14 protein-coding genes and 1 pseudogene are annotated in these 20,375 nt (G+C 67.6%); 3 read left to right on the top strand and 12 right to left on the bottom strand.

Annotated elements, in window-relative coordinates; all coding sequences use genetic code 11:
• Window positions 1-111 (top strand): annotated as a pseudogene (locus tag BIX52_RS24080) (IS630 family transposase); the annotation flags it as partial.
• A gap of 384 nt (window positions 112-495) precedes the next feature.
• On the opposite strand, the gene BIX52_RS14830 reads toward BIX52_RS24080, so the two are convergent.
• The 5 genes from BIX52_RS14830 to proS all read right to left on the bottom strand — a co-directional run bounded on the left by BIX52_RS14830 (window position 496) and on the right by proS (window position 10,762).
• Window positions 496-3,645 (bottom strand): efflux RND transporter permease subunit, encoded by a 3,150-nt coding sequence (locus tag BIX52_RS14830; RefSeq protein WP_075221848.1) that lies wholly within the window; start codon window positions 3,643-3,645, stop codon window positions 496-498.
• Between the two features lie 176 nt (window positions 3,646-3,821).
• Window positions 3,822-7,259, bottom strand: a complete 3,438-nt coding sequence (gene dnaE, locus BIX52_RS14825; protein WP_075221847.1) for a DNA polymerase III subunit alpha — start codon at window positions 7,257-7,259, stop codon at window positions 3,822-3,824.
• 229 nt (window positions 7,260-7,488) lie between these two features.
• Window positions 7,489-8,187 carry an ABC transporter ATP-binding protein gene (locus tag BIX52_RS14820; protein ID WP_075221846.1) on the bottom strand — a complete coding sequence of 233 codons (699 nt, stop codon included), beginning with the start codon at window positions 8,185-8,187 and terminating at the stop codon, window positions 7,489-7,491.
• Window positions 8,187-9,434, bottom strand: coding sequence for a lipoprotein-releasing ABC transporter permease subunit (locus BIX52_RS14815; RefSeq protein WP_075221845.1), 1,248 nt, complete (start codon window positions 9,432-9,434; stop codon window positions 8,187-8,189). Before BIX52_RS14815 ends, BIX52_RS14820 begins: the two co-directional genes overlap by 1 nt.
• The gene (gene proS, locus BIX52_RS14810; RefSeq protein WP_075221844.1) at window positions 9,431-10,762 is read right to left on the bottom strand and encodes a proline--tRNA ligase; all 1,332 of its coding nucleotides are present in this window, start codon (window positions 10,760-10,762) and stop codon (window positions 9,431-9,433) included. Before proS ends, BIX52_RS14815 begins: the two co-directional genes overlap by 4 nt.
• 187 nt (window positions 10,763-10,949) lie before the next feature.
• Between proS and BIX52_RS14805 the strand changes: the two genes are divergently transcribed.
• The gene (locus BIX52_RS14805; RefSeq protein WP_075221843.1) at window positions 10,950-11,855 is read left to right on the top strand and encodes a calcium-binding protein; all 906 of its coding nucleotides are present in this window, start codon (window positions 10,950-10,952) and stop codon (window positions 11,853-11,855) included.
• 49 nt (window positions 11,856-11,904) lie between these two features.
• Here BIX52_RS14805 and BIX52_RS14800 read toward each other — a convergent pair whose 3' ends face one another.
• The 7 genes from BIX52_RS14800 to purM all read right to left on the bottom strand — a co-directional run bounded on the left by BIX52_RS14800 (window position 11,905) and on the right by purM (window position 19,387).
• The gene (locus BIX52_RS14800) at window positions 11,905-12,681 is read right to left on the bottom strand and encodes an L-fucose dehydrogenase (RefSeq protein WP_075221842.1); all 777 of its coding nucleotides are present in this window, start codon (window positions 12,679-12,681) and stop codon (window positions 11,905-11,907) included.
• 165 nt (window positions 12,682-12,846) lie between these two features.
• Window positions 12,847-13,794 carry an ABC transporter substrate-binding protein gene (locus tag BIX52_RS14795; RefSeq protein ID WP_075221841.1) on the bottom strand — a complete coding sequence of 316 codons (948 nt, stop codon included), beginning with the start codon at window positions 13,792-13,794 and terminating at the stop codon, window positions 12,847-12,849.
• A gap of 140 nt (window positions 13,795-13,934) precedes the next feature.
• The gene (locus BIX52_RS14790) at window positions 13,935-15,125 is read right to left on the bottom strand and encodes an ABC transporter ATP-binding protein (RefSeq protein ID WP_083660286.1); all 1,191 of its coding nucleotides are present in this window, start codon (window positions 15,123-15,125) and stop codon (window positions 13,935-13,937) included.
• Window positions 15,126-15,141: 16 nt separating this feature from the next.
• Window positions 15,142-16,224, bottom strand: coding sequence for a polyamine ABC transporter substrate-binding protein (locus BIX52_RS14785; protein WP_075221885.1), 1,083 nt, complete (start codon window positions 16,222-16,224; stop codon window positions 15,142-15,144).
• A gap of 112 nt (window positions 16,225-16,336) precedes the next feature.
• Window positions 16,337-17,731, bottom strand: a complete 1,395-nt coding sequence (locus BIX52_RS14780) for an aminotransferase (RefSeq protein WP_245803205.1) — start codon at window positions 17,729-17,731, stop codon at window positions 16,337-16,339.
• Between the two features lie 40 nt (window positions 17,732-17,771).
• Window positions 17,772-18,368 (bottom strand): phosphoribosylglycinamide formyltransferase, encoded by a 597-nt coding sequence (purN, locus tag BIX52_RS14775; protein WP_075221839.1) that lies wholly within the window; start codon window positions 18,366-18,368, stop codon window positions 17,772-17,774.
• A complete protein-coding gene (gene purM / locus BIX52_RS14770; protein WP_075221838.1) occupies window positions 18,353-19,387 on the bottom strand; it encodes a phosphoribosylformylglycinamidine cyclo-ligase in 1,035 nt (344 codons plus the stop codon). Before purM ends, purN begins: the two co-directional genes overlap by 16 nt.
• 325 nt (window positions 19,388-19,712) lie before the next feature.
• Between purM and BIX52_RS22920 the strand changes: the two genes are divergently transcribed.
• On the top strand, window positions 19,713-20,369 hold the full coding sequence (locus BIX52_RS22920; protein ID WP_075221837.1) for an HdaA/DnaA family protein: 657 nt from the start codon (window positions 19,713-19,715) through the stop codon (window positions 20,367-20,369).
• Window positions 20,370-20,375: the final 6 nt, after the last annotated feature.

Raw genomic sequence — 20,375 nt, 5'->3', positions numbered from 1 at the left:
GCTGAGCGAACTGTCACCGCCCTTCGGGATCGCGTCGGCGACGTCCTCCACCTCGTCACCCCCGACGAGGCCCGCGCCTATTTCAGAGCCGCCGGGTATGACCCGGATTGAGCGCGAAGTGCTCTAGTGAGCTATGGACGAGACTGGATGATGCAGGTTTGGGAAGGGCGGTGATCGAAACCGCTGATCAAGCCTGCCAGATCCCCCAGATGAGCGATGCGCCGTAACGAAAACGGTCTGACGCATCCCGCCGGGCGCCGCATTTTGCCAGATGCTGCATCCTGCCGAACGCGGCATGCTGCTGCAGGGTGGGGGACTGCCCTGGACCGTGAACGTTTGCGGAGGAACCGTCGGCGCGAATGCCGCGCACATCCGGTATGGGGGCCGGAACGAAAACGGCCCGCTCGGTTGAGCGGGCCGTCGTCGAGGGCGGAGGCGGAGGCCGAGCCGAAGCCCGCCCATCCGGGCCGAGCGGAAGCCCGCCGAGTGGGCGCCTTATTCAGCGGGGGCTGCGGCCGTTGCGCTGTCGGCCTTCTTCTTCCGGCCGAAGCTGAGCGACTGGACCAGGCGCGTTACGGCGACGAAGAAGATCGGCACGAAGATCACGCCGAGAACGGTCGCCGACAGCGTGCCGCCGAGGACGCCGGACCCGATGGCGTTGCGCCCGGCAGAGCCCGCCCCGGTGGACAACACAAGAGGCAGCACGCCGAGCGAGAACGCCATCGACGTCATGATGATCGGCCGGAAGCGCTGGCGTGCGGCCTCGCGCGCGGCCGTCACCACGTCCTCGCCTCCTTCGAGCCGTTCTCGCGCGAACTCGACGATGAGGATCGCGTTCTTGCCTGTCAGTCCGATGACGGTGAGAAGGCCGACCTGGAAGAAGACGCCGTTGTCGAACGAACCGAGCCACGCGCCGACGAGCGCGCCGAGGACGCCGATCGGCATCGCCAGCATCACCGCGAACGGAATGTTCCAGCTTTCATAAAGCGCAGCCAGCGACAGGAACACCGCCGCCAAGGACAGGGCATAAAGGAGCGGCGCTTGCGAGCCGGACTCGAGCTCTTCGAGCGAAAGGCCCGTCCAGGCGATCTGGAAGCCGGGGAGGTCGGCGGCCAGACGCTCGATCTCGGCGATCGCCTCACCGGTGGTCACACCCGGCGCCGGTGATCCCTGGATCTGCATCGCCGGGACGGCATTGTAGCGATAGAGTCCTTGAGGGCCGTAACGCCAGTGGGCGGTCGCGAAATTGGAGAAAGGCACCAGCCCCCCCTCATTATTCGACACGCGCCACAGCTTCAGGTCCTCCGGCGATGAGCGCGCAGCCGGCTCGCCCTGAACATAGACACGCTTGACGCGGCCTTGGTTCAGGAAGTCGTTCACGTACGAGCCGGCCCATGCGATCTGCAAGAGGTCGCCGACATCCGCGGCGGACACGCCCATTGCACCGGCCGCCCTCCAGTCGATATCGAGGTTGAACTGGGCGGCGTCCTGCAGGCCGTTGGGCCTCGCATTGGCGATCAGCGGCGACGCGCCCATGGCGCCGAGAAGCTGGTTGCGGGCCGCAAGCAACTGATCGTGCGTCTGTCCGGCGCGCGCCTGGAGGTAGAAGTCGAAACCGGACACGTTGCCGAGTTCGATCACCGCGGGCGGGACGACCGGAAAGACCATCGCGTCCTGAATCTGGCTGAAGGCGCCGAAGGCGCGGCCGGCGAGTGCCCCCACCGCCTGCTGCGGCTCGGTGCGCTCGTCCCAATCCTTCAGCCGCACGAAGCCGATGCCCATGTTCTGGCCGCTGCCGCCGAACGAGAACCCGACCACGGTGAAGACCGATCCGACGTTGTCGGTCTCAGACTCGAGGTAGAAGTCTTCGATCGTCTCCATCGTCTGCAGGGTGCGCCCGGCCGTCGCGCCGGTCGGCGCCTGGACGAGGGTGAACATGATCCCCTGGTCCTCTTCCGGAAGGAAGCCGGTCGGGGTGTTGATGAAGAGGTAGACCATGCCCCCGGCGAGGGCGAGGTAGATGACGCCCATGCGCAGCGGCCGTTTCGCGGTCGCGCCGACGAGGCGGGAGTAGCCGTTCTGCGTTGCCCCGAAGCCGCGATTGAACCAGCCGAACGGGCCCCTCTTCGGCGCGCCGTGATGCTTAGGCGCCTTCAAGAACTGCGCGCACAAGGCGGGCGTCAGCGTCAGCGCGACGATCACCGAGAGCCCCATGGCCGATACGATGGTGATGGCGAACTGCTTGTAGATCACCCCGGTCGAGCCGCCGAAGAAGGCCATCGGCACGAACACGGCGGACAGCACCATGGCGATGCCGATGAGTGCGCCGGTGATCTGGCCCATGGATTTGCGCGTCGCCTCGCGCGGGGAAAGGCCCTCTTCCTCCATGATGCGCTCGACGTTCTCCACGACGACGATCGCATCGTCCACGAGAAGGCCGATGGCGAGCACCATGGCCAGCATCGTCAAGGTATTGATGGAGAAGCCCGCGGCGGCGAGCACGCCGAATGTGCCGAGGAGAACCACCGGAACCGCCAGCGTCGGGATCAGCGTCGCGCGAAGGTTCTGCAGGAACAACAGCATCACGAAGAAGACGAGGACGATGGCCTCGAACAGCGTGTGCACCACCGACTCGATGGAGATCGTCACGAACGGGGTGGTGTCGTAGGGGATGACGTAGGTCACCCCTTCAGGGAAGAACTGGGCGAACTCTTCGATCCGCTCGCGCACGGCGGTGGCGGTGTCGAGCGCGTTCGCGCCGGTGGCGAGCTGGATCGCCATTCCGGATGCGGGCTGGCGATTATAGCGGGCGATCGTCTGGTAGGATTCCGCGCCGATCTCCACCCGCGCGACATCCTTCAGAAGGACGAGGCCGCCGTCGGTCTCGGCCCGCACGACGATCTGCTCGAAGTCCTGGGGGGTCTGCAGCAGCGATTGCGCGGTAATGGTGGCGTTGAGCTGCTGTCCGCTGACGGCGGGAAGACTGCCGAATTCGCCCGCCGAGATCTGGGCATTTTCCGCCGAAACGGCGGCGACCACGGCTTCCGGAGACAGCTCGTAGGCGGCGAGCTTGGAGGGGTCCAGCCAGATGCGCATGGCATATTGCGCGCCGAACACCTGGACCTGGCCGACGCCCTCGATACGGCTCATCTCGTCGACGATGTTGGAGACGAGATAATCCGACAGGTCCACCTGATCGAGCGAGCCGTCCTCGGAGATCAGCGCGATGACCATGAGGAAGCCGGCGGACGACTTTCGCACGGTGATGCCCTGGCGCTGAACCGGTTCGGGCAGCAGCGGTGTCGCCTGGCTGAGCCGGTTCTGCACCTGCACCTGGGCGATGTCCGCGTCGGTTCCCGTGGCGAACGTCAACTCGATCTCCGCGCGCCCGTTGGCCGAGGAGTTGGAGGAGAAGTAGCGCAGCCCGTCGAGCCCGGTCATCTGCTGTTCGATGACCTGGGTGACGGTGTTCGCCACGGTTTCGGCCGACGCGCCGGGATAGGTGGCGTTGATCGTCACCGAAGGCGGGGCGATCTGTGGGTATTGGGCGACCGGTAGCGTCATGATCGCCAGGACGCCGATCCCCATGATGATGATGGAGATCACCCAGGCGAAGACGGGCCGATCAATGAAAAACTTTGCCATGCGTGACCTTCGAAGGGGGGAGGCGGTCCAGCGTGCGCGACCGAAGGGCGACGAGGTGCGTGCTGGCGCACGTTTCAATGTCGCACATTATCGGCAATTTTGTTAGCTGTCCTATGACCGCATCTGCATCACAGTGATGCACGTCTGAAGGTTGTACGGCAGCGAACGCGACCGGGTCAGGCATAGGCCACCTCCACGACGCCGGGGATCGACTTGATGGCGTTGGCGACGGACCGCGAAACGGAACGCGGCTCGCGAAGCGCCATTTCCACCTCCCGCCGGCCTCCATGGGTCAGCGCGACGAGCTTGACCGAACATGTGCCCTGGTTGCCGATCAGCCTCTCGATGGAGCCGATGACGTCCGGCCGGTCGAGGAAGACGGTGAGGCTGCTCGACTGCTTGGCGGCGAGCTTTTCGAGCGGCTCGACGTGGCCGATGCGCACCGAGACGCCTTCCTCCTCCTCGCGGCCCGAAACCGAGAGGAGAACGCAGGCGCCGGTTTCCAGCTTGTCTCTGCAGGCCTCCAGCGTGTCCGAAAAACAGATGGCTTCGTACTGGCCGGAGGGATCGGAGAGGGTGATGATGCCCATCTTGTTGCCGCTCTTGGTGCGCCGCTCCTGCTTGGCGACGACGACGCCGGCGAGCTTTGCCCCCTCGCCGCGCCGCAGTGCGTCAGGAAATTCGCGCCAGGTGGGGATGCCGGCGGCCTGAAGCGCCTCGCGATAGTCGTCGAGCGGATGGGCGGAGAGGTAGAAGCCGATGGCGTCGAGCTCGCGCTTCAGCCGCTCTTGCGGGGTCCAGACGGCGCCGGTGGGCAGGCGGATGTCGGCCGCTGCGGCGGCGCCGAAGAAGTCGTTCTGACCCATCGCCGCACCGGACGCGACGCGGTTGGCAACGCCCAGCACCTGTTCCAGCCCTGCCGAGAGGCTGCCGCGGTCGGGCACCCAGGCATCGAACGTGCCGGCGGCGACGAGGGCGTCCAGCGAGCGGCGGGGAGCGGCCTTGGGGTCGAGCCGGTTCGCGAAGTCGGAGAGGTCCTTGTAGGGCTTTGCCGCGCGCGTTTCCTCGATGTGCTGGACGAGCGGGCGGCCGACGCCCTTCACCGCGGCGAGGCCGTAGACGATGTTGCCATCCTGCACCGAGAATTCGGCGCCGGATTTGGCGATGTCGGGCGGCAGCACCTTGATGCCCATGCGCTGGGCTTCGCCGCGGAAGTCGGCGAGCTTGTCGGTGTTGCCCATGTCGAGGGTCATCGAGGCGGCGAGGAATTCGGCCGGATAGTGCGCCTTCAGATAGGCGGTGTGGTAGGCGACGAGGGCGTAGGCGGCGGCGTGCGACTTGTTGAAGCCGTAGTTGGCGAACTTGGCGACGAGGTCGAAGATGCGGTTGGCGTCGGCGGCGCGCGTTCCGTCCTTCACCGCACCGTCGACGAAGCGGTCGCGCTGCACGGCCATTTCGGCGGCGATCTTCTTGCCCATGGCGCGGCGCAACAGGTCCGCCTCGCCGAGCGAGTAGCCGGACAGGACCTGCGCGATCTGCATCACCTGTTCCTGGTAGATGATGATGCCGTAGGTCTCTTTGAGGATCGGCTCCAGCTTGGGGTGGAGATAATCCGGCTCCTCGAGCCCCTGTTTGCGCCGGTTATAGGACGGGATGTTGTCCATCGGCCCAGGACGGTAGAGCGCCACGATGGCGATGATGTCCTCGAACCGGTCGGGCTTCATGCCGACCAGCGCCTTGCGCATTCCCTGACTTTCGAGCTGGAAAACGCCGGCGGTCTCGCCGCGGGCGAGGAGTTCGTAGGCGGCTGGATCGTCGAGCGGCAGGGTGTCGAGGTCGATCGGGTCGGGGATGAGGGCGATGGCGCGCTCGATGGTGGTGAGCGTCTTCAGGCCGAGGAAGTCGAACTTCACCAGCGAGGCCGATTCCACCCACTTCATGTTGTACTGGGTGACCGGCAGGTCGGACCGTGGGTCGCGGTAGAGCGGCACGATCTCGTCCAGCGGCTTGTTGCCAATGACGATGCCGGCGGCGTGGGTCGAGGCGTGGCGGTAGAGGCCTTCCAGCTTCATCCCGATGCCCAGCAGCCGGTCGATTTCGCCGTCGTTACGTTTGGCCTCCTGGAGCTTGGCCTCCTGCTCCAGCGCCTCCTTCAAGGTGATGGGGTTGGCGGGGTTGGACGGCACCATCTTCGCGAGCTGGTCGACCTTGCCGTAGGGCATGTCGAGCACGCGGCCTACGTCGCGCACCACGGCGCGGGCCTGCAGCGTTCCGAAGGTGATGATCTGCGCCACGCGGTCGGCGCCGTAACGCTCCTGCACGTAGCGGATCACGCGGTCGCGCTGCTCCTGGCAGAAGTCGACGTCGAAGTCCGGCATCGACACGCGTTCGGGGTTCAGGAAGCGCTCGAACAGGAGGTCGAAGCGCAGCGGGTCGAGGTCGGTGATGGTGAGGGCGTAGGCGACGAGGGAGCCGGCGCCCGAACCGCGGCCGGGACCGACGGCGATATCGTTCTTCTTCGCCCACTGGATGAAGTCGGCGACGATGAGGAAGTAGCCGGGAAACTTCATCCCGTTGATGATGGAAAGCTCGTGCTCGAGGCGCTTTTCGTAGACCTCGAGCTCGACGCCGGGGGCCATGCCGCGGGTGGCGAAGCGGCGGGCGAGGCCCTCGCGCGACATCGTCGCGAGGCGTTCGGCCTCCTCGGCGAGCGCCTCCTCGTCGGTCTGTTCGACGGCGGGCAGGCCCATGACGCGGCGCTCGGTGGCGATGAAGCGCGGCAGCACCGGGTCCCGCTTCTTCACGCGGAAATGGCAGCGCATGGCGATCTCGACGGTGGACGAGATTGCCTCGGGCAGGTCCTCGAAAAGGGCCTGCATTTCGCCCTGTGTCTTGAAATAATGCTCGGGCGTGAGGCGGCGGCGGTCGTCGTCGCCGAGGCGGCGGCCTTCGGCGATGGCGATCAGCGCGTCGTGCGCCTCGTAGTCGTCGCGGGTGGCGAAATAGACCTCGTTGGTGGCAACAAGCGGCACACCGGTGGTGTACGCGAGGTCGACGGCGAAGGCCTCGAACGTATTGTCCGCAGATGTTCCGTGCCGCTGGACCTCGCAATAGAAACGGTCGCCGAACGTGTCGCGAAGAGACTGGAACATCGTCGTCGCGCCGTCGGTGTCGCCGAGGTCCACGGACCTGCCGATTGGGCCGTCGGTCCAGCCGGAGAGGGCGATGATGCCGCCCGAAAAGGGTTTTAGTTCCTCGGCGGTCAAGGCGACGGTGTCGCCGTCCGACGTCAGGTAGGCGTGGGAGACGAGGCGCTGCAGATTGGAAAAGCCGTCCTCGCCGGTGGCGATCAGCGGCAGGCGGGTGACGGGGGCGATCTTCTTGCCGCCCTGGATGCGTTCGGGCAGGCGGATCGGCACCGTGCAGGCGATGATGGGCTGGACGCCGTCGCCATAGGCCTTTTCGGAAAATTCCAGCGCGCCGAAGAGGTTGGCGGTGTCGCTGACGGCGACCGCGGGCTGATTGTCGGCCTTGGCGAGACCGACGATCTTCTTGAGGTGGAGGGCGCCTTCCAGGAGCGAGTAGGCCGAATGGACCCGCAAGTGAATGAACATGGCACGCCTCCCGTCAAACCAGATCCCTTTGTAGCGGTGAAGGTGGGGAGGCGCCTACACGAGGGGGACATGCATCCCGTCGATCCACAGATAGACGGCGACGACGAAGGCGGAACAGGAGACGAAAGCACCACAATCGAGAAGGAGACGCTGCATGACTGACCTCGTTTTGTTCTGTCGCCAAGGTGGCAGAATGTTCCGAGAACGGCAAGCCTGATTCGGGAGAAACTTATTCGCCCGATAATGTCAATTCGAGCGGTGCGATTTTCCCTTCCTTCAGAGTCACTGTGCGGTCGAGCTGTGACGCCAGGGTGGGATTGTGGGTCGCGACGAGCGCCGAAAGGCCGGTGTCGCGGCTGAGGGACAGGAAGGCGTCGCGCACGGTTTCGGCGGTCGCCTGGTCGAGATTGCCGGTCGGCTCGTCGGCCAGGATCAGCTTCGGATGGTTGGCAACGGCGCGCGCGATGGCGACACGCTGGCGTTCGCCGCCGGAGAGCTGGCCCGGCCGGTGGGTGCGGCGGTCGGCGAGGCCGAGGCGGGCGAGGAGGTCGTCCGCCCGCTCCAGCGCGGCCTTGGGCGCGAGACCCGCGAGACGCTGCGGCAGCGCCACGTTCTCGCGCGCGGTGAAATCGCCGAGGAGGTGGTGGAACTGGTAGATGAAGCCCACCTTGTCGCGCCGGATGGCGGTGCGATCCTTGTCGGAAAGGCTGCTCGCCTCGACGCCGTCGATGGTGACGGTGCCGGAGGTCGCGCGCTCCAGAAGCCCGGCGATCTGCAGCAATGTGGACTTGCCGGAGCCGGACGGAGCCGCCAGCGCCACGAGCTCGCCGGTGTTCAGCGTGAAGTCGGCGCCGGTGAGGACGCGGACCTCGTCCGACCCGTCGGAAAAGGTCCGCACGATGCCGGACAGAACGAGAGGAGGCGCCATTATTCGGCCTTCAGAGCTTCGACGGGATCGGTCGCGGCGGCCTTCCACGCGGGCGGAATGGTCGCGACCAGCGCCAGGACCAGCGAGATGACGACGACCATCGCGGTCTGGGTCGAGGAGATGTCGGACGGGATCTGCGTCAGGTAGTAAAGTTCCGGCGGGAACAGCTCGATGTTGAAGAGCGCAGTGATGCCCTGGCGGATCCCGTCGATGTTGACGGCGATGAGGGTGCCGAGCGCGAGGCCGATCAGCGTGCCGCCGACGCCGATGGTGAGGCCGACCATCAGGAAGATGCGCAGGATCGTGCCGCGCGTTGCGCCTATGGTGCGCAAGATGGCGATATCCGGAGTCTTCTCGTTCACCAGCATCGTCATGGAGGAAATGACGTTCATGGAGGCGACGAGGACGATCAGCGTCAGGATGATGAACATCACGTTCCGCTCCACCGTCAGCGCGGAATAATAGGCCCGGTTGTTCTGCCGCCAGTCGGACATATAAAGCGGGCGGTCGGACGCCTGGGCGATCTCGGCCTTCAGCCCCTCCATGTCGTCCGGCGAGTCGGCGAAGATCTCGATCCCGGTGATCGCGTCTTCCATGTTGAGGAAGAGCTGCGCGTCGGCGAGCGGCAGATAGGCGATTGTGCCGTCCACCTGGCTCATGCCGACGTCGAAAATGGCGATGACGGGGAAGGCGTCGATCTGCGGCGTCTGGCCGAAGGGGGTGACGGGGCCGTCCTCGGTCATCACCTGGACGCGGTCGCCGAGCGCCACGCCCAGCGTGCGGGCGAGGCCGGCGCCGATGACCATGCCGCGCCCCTCGCCGAACTCGTCCAGCGAACCGGCAATAAGGTGCTGATCGAGGAGGGGCGTACGCTCCATATTGTGCTTGGACACGCCGCGCAGGAGGATGCCGGACGCGCCGCCATTGCCGGTCGCATAGGCCTGGCCGAGCACGTAGGGCACGGCGCGCTGCACGCCGGCGATCTCCTCGAAGGCGTCGGCGAGGCCGTCATAGCCCGGCATGCCGTCGGTGGATTGCACGACGACGTGGCCGGAAATGCCGAGGATGCGGCTGAAGAGCTCGGTGCGGAAGCCGTTCATCACACTCATGACGATGATGAGGGCGGCGACCCCCAGGACGATGCCTGTGATCGACAGCGAGGAGACCACCGAGATGGCGCGCTCGCGCCGCCGGGCGCGCAGATAACGCCGGGCGATGGACCATTCGAGCGCGCCGAAGGGGGTCACGCGGCGGCACCCTGCGTCCCGAGGCGGCCGAGCGCCTCGGCCTCGGAGCAGGTGACGCGCTCGCCGGTGGCGCGGTCCTTCAGCTCCACCTCGCCGTTCGCCACGCCGCGCGGGCCGACGATGAGCTGCCAGGGGAGGCCGATGAGGTCCATGGCGGCGAACTTTTCACCCGGACGGCGGTCCGTATCGTCGACGAGGACGGTGCGGCCTGCGCCTTCGAGCGTGCGTTCGAGGCGGTCCACCACGGCATCGCAAGCGGCGTCGCCCGGCCGCATGTGGACGATGCCCACCTGCCAGGGCGCGACGCTTTCGGGCCAGATGATGCCGTCATCGTCGTGGCTCGCCTCGATGATCGCGCCCACAAGACGCGACACGCCGACGCCGTAGGAGCCCATGTGAACCGGCACCTCCTGCCCGTCCGGCCCGGCGACGGTGGCGCCCATCGGCGCGGAATATTTGGTGCCGAAATAGAAGATGTGGCCGATCTCGATACCGCGCGCTTCGACCCGCTTGTCCTCGGGGATGGCGGCGAACTCGTCGGCGTCGTGCATCTCGTCGGTGGCGGCGTAGAGGCTCGTCCAGTCGTCGACGATCGGCTTCAGGTCGCCCATGAAGTCGGTGTCCTCGGCCGGAATGGGCTTATCGAGCAGGTCCTTGTGGCAGAACACCGCAGATTCGCCGGTGGAGGCGAGGATGATGAACTCGTGGGAAAGGTTGCCGCCGATGGGGCCGGTGTCGGCACGCATCGGGATCGCGGTCAGCCCCATGCGGCGGAAAATCCTGAGGTAGGACGCGAACATGCGGTGATAGGCCCGCTCCGCCGACGCCTGGTCGATGTCGAAGGAATAGGCGTCCTTCATCAAGAATTCGCGCCCGCGCATGACGCCGAAGCGGGGCCGAACCTCGTCCCGGAACTTCCACTGGATGTGGTAGAGGTTCATCGGCATCGCCTTGTAGGACCGCACGTGAGCGCGGAAGATGTCGGTGACCATCTCCTCGTTCGTGGGGCCGTACAGCATCTCGCGCTCGTGCCGGTCGGTGATGCGCAGCATCTCCGCGCCATAGGCGTCGTAACGGCCGGACTCGCGCCACAGGTCGGCCGACTGGATCGTCGGCATCAGGATTTCCTGCGCGCCCGCCCGGTTCTGCTCCTCGCGCACGATGTTGGCGACGTTTTCCAGCACCCGCATCCCGGCCGGCAGCCACGAATAGATGCCCGCCGACTGCTGGCGGATCATGCCGGCTCGCAGCATCAGCCGGTGCGAGACGATCTCCGCCTCTTTCGGGGTCTCTTTGAGGACGGGCAGGAAGGTGCGGGTCAGGCGCATTCAAAGGCTCACGAAAAGGATCAAGGCTAATGAACCCTGAACGCCCCCCCGGTCAATGCGACGATCTTTGGCGATCACAGGCGCGACGATAAGCCGGTTCGGTCGGGCACCCGCCGCCTCGGGCCGCCCGCTTGACCTTGATTACATGCTACGATTGTGTGCCGAGGTTCAGGGAGACCGAGATTTTATGACTTTACCGAGAATCATCATCGGCACCGACGGCGACGATGTCTTGACCGCGCGGCCCGAGGGCGGGCGCCTCGAAGGCCTCGGCGGTGACGATACGCTCTATGGTTCCGACGAGAATGACCGGCTCTACGGCACCACCGGCCAAAATACCGTCTACGGCTATGGCGGCGACGACAAGATCTCGCGGCCCGGCTACTTCGCTGACGGCGGCGACGGGAACGACAAGATCGTCGACGTCTCCATCGGCTATGGCGGGGCGGGCGACGATACCATCGACAGTTGGGGCGGTTCGGACACGCTGTTCGGCGGCGACGGGGACGACCTCATCGACGCCGGCCAAGGCAACAATATCGTGCGCGGCGGGGCGGGGAACGAGCGCATCTGGGCGGACATCGGCCGGTCCAGGGTGGCGGGCGGCGACGGTGACGACGAGTTGAGCGTGAGCTGGTGGGGCACGCTCGGCGGCCAGGACGGCAACGACACCCTGAACGGCGGGCTCTATAGCAACAAGCTCATGGGCGGGTCCGGCGACGATGTTCTCAACGGCTACAGCCGCAACGACAGCCTTTATGGCGGCGCCGGCGACGACAGCCTGTTCGGCGGCACCAACCGTGACGTCCTGTTCGGCGGCGACGGCGACGATGTGCTCCACGGCGGTCTGGGTGTCGACACGGTGACCGGCGGCGCAGGGGCCGACATTTTCGTTGTGACGACCGGCAACGGGGCGAGCCGCATCATGGACTTCGAGCAGGGGACCGATCTGATCGGCCTCAGCCGCGGCATCAGGCTCAGCGAGCTGACCTTCTCCGGCGATACGGTGCGCGATGGTGACGGCGACGTCCTCGCAAGGTTCGAGGGCTTTGCCGCGACGGACCTCACCGCTGCGGATTTCGCCATCGTCTGACAGGCGGCCCCTCGCAGGTTGGCGCCCCGTTCAGGTCGGCGGGCCCGTCTCAGGTCAGCGCGCGGTCGAGGTGGGTGTAGCCGCCGTCGACGAAGAGCCACTGCCCCGTCGTGTGCGCAGAGCGCGGCGACAGGGCGAAGGCGACGGCGGCGGCGAGCTCCTCCGGCTCGGTCATCCGCTGACCGAGGGGAATGCGCCTCTCGATCTCGGCCCGGCGGGCGGCGGGATCGTCGAACGTCTCCAGCCAGCGGGCATAAAGCGGTGTCATCGCCTCGGCGGGGATGACGGCGTTGACGCGGATGCCGTCCTTGGCGAGGTCCGCCGCCCACTCGCGCGTGAGGGAGAGCTGGGCGCCCTTGGCTGCGGTGTAGGCGGAGGTGCCGCCCTGTCCCGTCACCGCCGTCTTGGACGAGATGTTGACGATCGCCCCCTTCGTTTCGCGCAAGTAAGGCACGAGGAGGTGGGCGAGGGTGTAGTAGTGGATGAGGTTCCTCTCCAGCGAGGCGCGGAAGGCGGCGGGTCCCGCGTCCAGCCCCACCGAATCGTTGGCGCCCGCGTTGTTGACGAGACCGTCCACCCGGCCGAAGCGCCCGGCGATCTCGGCCACGGCCGCGCCGCACGCGGTATCGTCCGACAATTCCAGCGCGATGGCGTGGGCGTTCGGCGCCTTCACCGTCACCGCCTCCCAGAAGGAGGGTTCGGGCAGACGGCGCGACAGGACGACGGGGACCGCCTTCTCTTCGGCCAGCGTGGCGGTGATGGCGGCGCCGATGCCCGAGCCGCCGCCGGTCACCACGACGACTTTGCCGGCCAGTTGAAGGTCCATGAAACGTCCTCGTTGCTCTTGGACCGGTACAGGCAAGCGCCGGCCGTCAGGTCATGGCCCTGCGCGGGGCGCGGGCCATCGAGTCACGCGCCGGCGCGGGATGCGCCGGCGATCTCGTCATGACCGGCGCGGCGGACGCGCCGGTCATCGGGGGTCGGTGGCCGCTCAGTCGTAGAGGACGGCGGCGATCTTCGGGTCGTCGATGTTGCTGGAATCGTACCAGTAGAAGCCGGTGTCGATCGACGAGGGGACGCTTTCGCCCTTCGACGCGGCGACGGCGGCCTTCACCGTCTCGTAGCCGATGCCGACGGGGTTCTGGGTGATCGCCCCGGCCATCTTGCCGCTGCGCACCGCCTCTTTCTGCTGCGTGCCGGAATCGTAGCCGATCACCACCACCTCGTCGCGGCCCATCTCGGTCACGCCGTTGAGGACGCCGATGGCCGAGCCCTCGTTGGCGCCGAAGATACCTTTGAGGTCCGGGTTGCCGGCGAGGATGGCCTTGGTCAGCTCGGTCGATTCGAGCTGGTCGCCGCCGCCATATTGGACGGTCACCACCTCGATGTCCGGGTGGGCCTCCTTCATCTGGTTCACGAAACCGTCCACCCGGTCGATGCCGGTGCGGCTCGTCTGATCGTGCGCCACGACGGCGACCTGGCCGGACCCGCCGATCAGCTCGGCCATCTTGTCGGCGGCGAGCGCGGCGGCGGCGATGTTGTCGGTCGCCGCGGTCGACACCGGGATGTCACTGTCGACACCGCTGTCGAAGGCGATGATGGGGATGCCCTTGTCGTTCGCCTGGCGCAGCAGCGGGATGGCCGCCTGGCTGTCCAGCGCGGCGAAACCCACCGCCTTGGGGTTCTTGGCGAGGGCGGCGGCCAGCATGTCGATCTGCCGGTCGACCTGGCCTTCGTTGTCGGGCCCCTCGAAGGTGACTTCGACGCCCAGTTCCTCGGCCGCCTGGTCGGCACCCGCCTTCACGGCCTGCCAGAACTGGTGCTGGAAGCCCTTCGAGATCATCGGGACGTAGATGGTGTCCTGCGCCTGGGCGGGGACGGCGGCCCCGGCGACCAGCGCGGCGAGGCCGCATGCGGCCAGCGTGCGTGTCACGAACATCAGGTGTTTCCTCAACCTTTTATGGAGCGGCCGGTTTGTCCGGCCTGCCTGATGCGACGTTGGCAAAGGCCCGCCACAGCGTCAACATGCGGTTGCGGGGGCGCCTGTCGGTTGCGGAACGCCGCAACAAACCGGGCGGCTCAACGGTCGAGGAACACCGCGTCGGCGACGTCGAAGGTGAGGACCACGGGGTCGTCCCAGGTGAAGGCGGCCTCGGTGGTGCGGCGGTGGTTGAAGAGGCTCGCCTCGACGATGCCGGCCGCCGTCTTCACCCGGTAGAGCGTGTAGTCGCCGCCATAGGCGATGTCCTCCACAGTACCTTCCAGGCGGTTCACGGTGTCTGCGGGTGCGGCGGAGGGGGCGTGCATCAGCATCTTCTCCGGCCGCACGGCGATGCAGCCCGCGGTGCCCGGCGCCGCACCTGAGCCGGGGGCGGCGAAGGCGAGGCCCGCAGGCCCGGCGATGACCGCCGTCGCGCCCGCTTCCTTCACGGTGCCGTCGAACAGGTTCACGTCGCCCACGAAGTCGGCCACGTAGCGGGATGCGGGGTTCTCGTAGAGCTGGGCGGGAGGGGCCACCTGCTCGATCGCCCCGTCGCGCATGATGGCGATGCGGTCGGCGAGCGCGAACGCCTCGTCCTGGTCGTGGGTGACGACGAGGAAGGTGATGCCGAGCGAATATTGCAGGTTGACGAGCTGAAACTGCGTCTCGCCCCTCAGCCGCTTGTCGAGCGCGCCGAGCGGCTCGTCCAGCAAGAGGACGCGCGGCTTCTTGGCGAGCGAGCGGGCGAGCGCGACGCGCTGGCGCTGGCCGCCGGAGAGCTGATGCGGCTTGCGCTTCGCCTGGGCGGTGAGCTGGACGAGCTCCAGCATCTCGTCCACCCGCGTCTTTACCTCGCGCCCCGGCAGACCGTCGCGCCGGAGGCCGAAGGCGATGTTGTCCCGCACGGACAGATGCGGGAACAGCGCGTAGGACTGGAACATCATGTTGACCGGCCGCTTGTGGGGCGGCACGCCGGCCAGGTTCTCGCCGTTGAGAAAGATCTCGCCCTCAGTCGGCGTCTCGAACCCGGCGAGGAGGCGCATCAACGTGGTCTTGCCGCAGCCGGACGGGCCGAGCAGGGCGAAGAACTCGCGCGGGTAGATGGTGAGCGACAATTTGTCGACCGCCACCACGTCCTCATAATGCTTGCTGACCCCCCGGTAGGAGATCAGCGGCACGGCCGCCGGGTCGTCCCAGGGGGCGAACGCGGGCCGCGCGGCGCCGGGGCGCTGGCGGACCTCGGCAGGAGCGGCGGGGACGGTGGCCGCCGCCGGCGTGGTGTCGGTCATGTGGATGTCCGGCCGGTCAGGAGCCGGTCTTCACGCGCGTCCACTCGCGCGTTGCGGTGCGCTGCACGCGGGGCGGAAGCTCGGTCGTGGTGAAGAGCTTCTCCACCACCGCCTCGGGCGGGTAGACCGCCGGATCGCTCAGCACCTCCTCGTCCACGAACTCCTGCGAGGCCTTGTTGCCGTTGGCGTAGGCGACATAGTTCGTCGCCTTGGCGATGACCTCGGGCCGCATGATGTAGTTCATGAAGGTGAGCGCGTTGTCCTTGTTCGGCGCGTCGGCGGGTATCGCCATCATGTCGAACCACATCATCGTTCCCTCTTCGGGGATCGAATAGACGACGGTCACGCCGTTGTCGGCCTCCGCGGCGCGGTCGCGGGCCTGCAGAACGTCGCCCGACCAGCCGACCGCCAGGCAGATGTCGCCGTTGGCGAGGCCGTTGATGTACTCGGACGAGTGGAACTTCTGGATGTAGGGGCGGATCGTCATCAGAAGGTCCGCGCCCTTCTTGATGTCGTCGGGATCCTTGGAGTCCGGGTCGAGGCCCAGATAGTTCATGGCGATCGGCAGCATGTCGCTGGGCGCGTCGAGAAGGTGGATGCCGCAGTCCTGGAATTTGGACACCACTTCAGGGTCGAAGATCATGTCCCAGCTTCCGACCGGCGCGTCGGGCATGCGCTCCAAAATCTTTTCTTCCACGTAGCCGATGCCGGTGGTGCCCCACATGTAGGTGATCGCATGTTTGGCGCCGGGGTCGTAGATCTCGGTGCGCTCCAGGATCTTGTCCCAGAGGTTGTCCCAGTTGGTCAGCTTCGACTTGTCGAGCTCGGCGAACACGCCGGCGCGGATCTGGCGCGACAGGAAGTAGGCGGTCGGCACGACGATGTCGTAGCCGGTGGAGCCTGCGAGGAGCTTGGCCTCCACCATCTCGTTGGAATCGAAGACGTCGTAACGCACCTCGATGCCGGTTTCGGCGGTGAAGTCGGTGAGGATCTCCTCGTCGATATAGTCCGACCAGTTGTAGACGTTGACGACGCCGTCCGCGCTCGCGGGGGTGGCCAGTAGCGCCAAGCCCAGTCCCGCATGGATCCAAGACTTCATCGCGTGCTCCATCGCTGGCCCCGGTGCGGGCCTTCCGGTTTTGTCCGCGCCGCGCAGCAATCGCTATGCCAGCGGCCCCTCCGGGCCACTGTTTCCGATGCGCCGCCCCGGATCAAGCGTGGCGCAGCGCCGCCTGGCAATCGTCCAAGGTGGTGCGGGCGCGGGCGACCAGGAGGTCCGCGTCGGCATGGGAGAGGACGAAAGGCGGGGCGATGACCATCGTATCGCCCACAGCGCGCATGATGAGGCCGTTCTTCACCGCCAGATCGCGGCAGAGGGTGCCCGCGTTCACTTCGGCCGGGAAGCGCTCCAGCGTGGCCTCGTCCGCGACGATCTCCAGCGCGCCGATGAGGCCGACCATGCGCGTTTCGCCGACCAGCGGATGGTCGGTGAGGGTGGACCAGGCGGCCTGAAGATGGGGGCCGATGTCGTCCGCGACCCGCTCCACCAGCTTCTCGCGCGCCATGATGGCAAGGTTCGCAAGGCCCGCCGCCGAGGCCGCGGGATGTCCTGACGCGGTGAAGCCGTGGAAGAATTCGCCGCCGTTCGCCAGCGTGTCCGCCACCTCGTCGCAGAAGGCGACGCCGCCGCAGGGGATGTAGCCGGAGGTCATCGCCTTCGCCATCGTCACGATGTCCGGCGTGAAGCCGAAGGTCTGGAACCCCCACTGCGACCCGGTGCGCCCGAAGCCGCAGATCACCTCGTCGGCGATGAGGAGCACGTCCCGCTCGGCGCAGATCTCGGCGATGCGCGGCCAGTAGGTGGCGGGCGGGATGATGACGCCGCCCGCGCCCTGCACCGGCTCGCCGATGAAGGCGGCGACGGTGTCCGCCCCCAACCGGTCGATCTCGGCGGCGAGGCGGTCGGCGGCGAAGAGGCCGTATTCGTCCGCCGTCATGCCGAGGAGCCGCCCTTCGCCGAACCAGTAGGGCTGGTCGATGTGGCTGATCCCCTCGATGGGAAGGCCGGACTGGGCGTGCATCGGCGCCATACCGCCGAGGCTCGCCCCCAGCACGGTGGAGCCGTGATAGCCGTTGCGCCGGGAGATGAATCGCTTCTTGGCGGGCCGGCCCTTCAGGTCCCAATAGGTGCGCGCGGCGCGGAAGGCGGTGTCGTTCGCCTCCGAGCCGGACGAGGTGAAGAAGACGCGGTTGATGCTGTCCGGCAGAAGCGCCGCGATCGCCTCGGCGAACCGGGCGGCGGCGGGATGGGTGCTCTGGAAGAAGGTGTTGGTGTAGCTCAGCGTCGCCAGCGTCTCGGCCACCGCGTCGGCAATCTCGCGCCGGCCGTAGCCGACGGCGACGTTCCACAGGCCCGACATGCCGTCGATGACCTCGGCCCCCTCGCTGTCCGTCAGCCGAACGCCGGACGCCCCGGTGACGACGCGCGATCCCGCCCGGTTCAGCGCCGCCATGTCCGAGAAGGGGTGGACGTGGTGGCGCACGTCGACCTCGCGGATGGCGGCCGTGAGGCTGTTTGGGGTGGCGCTGCTCGGGGTGGCGGTCACGGGGGACTCCCTGGTCGGCATCGAACGGCGGCGGCGCGGCTCAGGCCTTCAGGTAATCCGCCAGCGCCGCCGGGTAAATCCTATGCTCCTCCACCAAGACCCGCGCGGCGAGGCTGTCCGGCGTATCGTCCGGCAGCACGGGCACGCGGGCCTGGGCGAGGATCGGCCCGTCGTCGAGCTCGGGCGTGACGAGGTGGACGGTGCAGCCATGCTCGGTCGCGCCGTCGGCCAGCGCGCGGGCGTGGGTCTCGAGGCCGCGATAGAGCGGCAGAAGCGACGGGTGGACGTTCATCATCCGCCCTTCCCAGCGGCCGACGAAGGGCGCGCCGAGGATCCGCATGAACCCGGCGAGGCAGATGAATTGCGCCCCCGCGCGCATCACCTCCGCCTCGATCGCGGCGTCGAAATCGTCCCGGCTGGCGAAGCCGCGATGGGCGATGGCGACGGTGGGGATCCCCATCGCGCGGGCCGATTCCAGCCCCTTCGCGTCCGCCTTGTTGGAGAGGGCGAGGACGATCTTGGCCGGAAAATCCGGCGCCTTGGCGGCCTCGGCCAGCGCCAGGAAATTGCTGCCGCGGCCGGACAGGAAGACGGCGACGGGAACGCGCCCGTCCGCGTCCCTCACGAAATCAGGCATTGGGCCTCGTCGCCTTCGCGCGCCGCGACGTGGCCGATCGCCACCGCCGTCTCGCCCGCCGCGGTCAGGTCCGCGATGACGGCGTCCGCCGCCTCAGCCGCCACGGCCATGACGAGGCCGGTGCCGCAGTTGAAGGTGGCTTCCATCTCGGCCGGGCTCATCTTGCCCTCGGCGGCGAGGAAATCCATCAGCGGCGAGGCGGGGAGGGCGGCGCGGTCGATCTTCGCCGTCAGCGTCTCCGGCAGCATGCGCGGCACGTTGCCGGTCAGCCCGCCGCCGGTGATGTGGGCGATGCCGTGGACGGGATGCGCCGCCGCCGCCGCCAGCACCGGCTTCACGTAGATGCGCGTCGGCGCCATCAGCGCTTCAGCCAGGGTCACGTCGCCGAACATCGCGGCGAGGTTCCACGCCCGCTCGGTGGCGATGCGGCGGATCAAGGAATAGCCGTTGGAGTGGGCGCCGGAGGAGGCGAGGCCGATGAGGACGTCCCCCGCCGCGACACCCGCCGGCAGCACGCGCTCGCGCTTCACCGCGCCGACGACGAAGCCTGCGAGGTCGTAGTCTCCGGGCGCGTAATGGCCGGGCATTTCGGCCGTCTCGCCGCCGACGAGGGCGCAGCCGGCTTGGCGGCACCCTTCGGCGATGCCCTCGACGATTTCCGCCGCGGCTTCCACCTCGAGCTTGCCGGTAGCGTAATAGTCGAGGAACATCAACGGCTCGGCGCCCTGGGCCAGAACGTCGTTGACGCACATGGCCACGAGGTCGATGCCGACGCCCTTGTGCAGACCCGTCTCCACCGCGAGGCGCAGTTTGGTGCCGACACCGTCGGTCGAGGCGACGAGGAGCGAGCCCGCATGGCCCGCCTCGCCGAGGTCGAACAGCCCCGCGAAGCCGCCGAGCGACGGGTTGGAGCCCGGCCGCGCCGTGGACTTGGCGGCGGGCTTGATGCGATCCACCAATGTGTCGCCGGCCTCGACGTTCACGCCGGCGGCGGCGTAGCGTGCGCGGGGGTCTTCCATCTCTGCCTTCCGAATTGATGTTGTGCGACCTGCCACGGTTCGCGCGAAAGGGGAAGAGCGAAGCGGCTTTGCTGCCCCCACGGCGCCGCGCGGCCGACTTGTCAACAGGCAATCGGCCACAGCATGTTGAAAGCGGGTGCCGCGATTCCAAGCTCCATCACACGCGGCGCGATGCGGGTAGGGTCGCGCCGGTGCCGCCGTCCCGGCCTTTGGTCCGGGGGCGAACCGGCCGGCCGCGAGGAGGACCGGGTGCCGAGCGGCCCGGCCGCCGGGCTCCGACGCGAACCTGCCGGCCGCCGGGGACCCGTGAAACGGAGTTGTGACGATGCAGCTTGCCCTTGACCTTGCGACGGACGGCGTGCCCGGCACCATCGTCTCCGCCTCCAACCGGGACGCCTATGCGCTACTCGACGAGTGGCCGCGCTGGTCGTTCCCCGTCGCCATGGTCCGCGGCGGGGAGGGGACGGGCAAATCCCACCTGGCGCGCGTCTTCGCCGAGCATGCGGGGGCGACCTTGCGCGCCGGTGCCACGCTCTCGGCCGACGAGGTGCTGGCGCTCGCAACCGGCCCCGTCGTGGTGGACGACGCGGACGCCGCCGACGAGCGCGCCCTCTTCCACCTCATCAACGCCGTGCGCGCGGCGGGCACCACATTGCTCCTCACCGCCCGCAGCCGCGCCCGCGTGCGCCTTCCGGACCTCGCCTCCCGCCTCAACGCGACGCCCGAAACGCCGCTCCACGCCCCGGACGATGCGATGCTGCGCGGCGTCCTCATCGAGGCCTTTCTGGCCCGCCAGCTTCCGGCCGATCCGCAGGTGGTGAGCTTTCTCCTCGCGCGGGTGGAGCGGACCCTTCATGCGGTGGTGCAGATGGTCGAGGAGATCGACCGCGCCGGTCTCGCCGAGCAGCGCGGACCCACCCGCCCGCTCGCCGCCCGAATATTGAAGACAGGCGGTTCAAACCTCAGCGACATTGTGCCATAGGCCGAT

This window comes from Acuticoccus yangtzensis (assembly GCF_001927245.1).
GTDB lineage: Bacteria > Pseudomonadota > Alphaproteobacteria > Rhizobiales > Amorphaceae > Acuticoccus > Acuticoccus yangtzensis.
Note: the sequence above shows the minus strand (reverse complement) of the source record. Positions and strands in the feature narration are given on the sequence as shown.

Bases quoted from the DNA above. Each gene is read 5' to 3' on its own strand.
- BIX52_RS14830 (WP_075221848.1), bottom strand. From the start codon at position 3,645: ATGGCAAAGTTTTTCATTGATCGGCCCGTCTTCGCCTGGGTGATCTCC.
- dnaE (WP_075221847.1), bottom strand. From the start codon at position 7,259: ATGTTCATTCACTTGCGGGTCCATTCGGCCTACTCGCTCCTGGAAGGC.
- BIX52_RS14820 (WP_075221846.1), bottom strand. From the start codon at position 8,187: ATGGCGCCTCCTCTCGTTCTGTCCGGCATCGTGCGGACCTTTTCCGAC.
- proS (WP_075221844.1), bottom strand. From the start codon at position 10,762: ATGCGCCTGACCCGCACCTTCCTGCCCGTCCTCAAAGAGACCCCGAAA.
- BIX52_RS14805 (WP_075221843.1), top strand. From the start codon at position 10,950: ATGACTTTACCGAGAATCATCATCGGCACCGACGGCGACGATGTCTTG.
- BIX52_RS14800 (WP_075221842.1), bottom strand. From the start codon at position 12,681: ATGGACCTTCAACTGGCCGGCAAAGTCGTCGTGGTGACCGGCGGCGGC.
- BIX52_RS14795 (WP_075221841.1), bottom strand. From the start codon at position 13,794: ATGTTCGTGACACGCACGCTGGCCGCATGCGGCCTCGCCGCGCTGGTC.
- BIX52_RS14790 (WP_083660286.1), bottom strand. From the start codon at position 15,125: ATGACCGACACCACGCCGGCGGCGGCCACCGTCCCCGCCGCTCCTGCC.
- BIX52_RS14785 (WP_075221885.1), bottom strand. From the start codon at position 16,224: ATGAAGTCTTGGATCCATGCGGGACTGGGCTTGGCGCTACTGGCCACC.
- purN (WP_075221839.1), bottom strand. From the start codon at position 18,368: ATGCCTGATTTCGTGAGGGACGCGGACGGGCGCGTTCCCGTCGCCGTC.
- purM (WP_075221838.1), bottom strand. From the start codon at position 19,387: ATGGAAGACCCCCGCGCACGCTACGCCGCCGCCGGCGTGAACGTCGAG.
- BIX52_RS22920 (WP_075221837.1), top strand. From the start codon at position 19,713: ATGCAGCTTGCCCTTGACCTTGCGACGGACGGCGTGCCCGGCACCATC.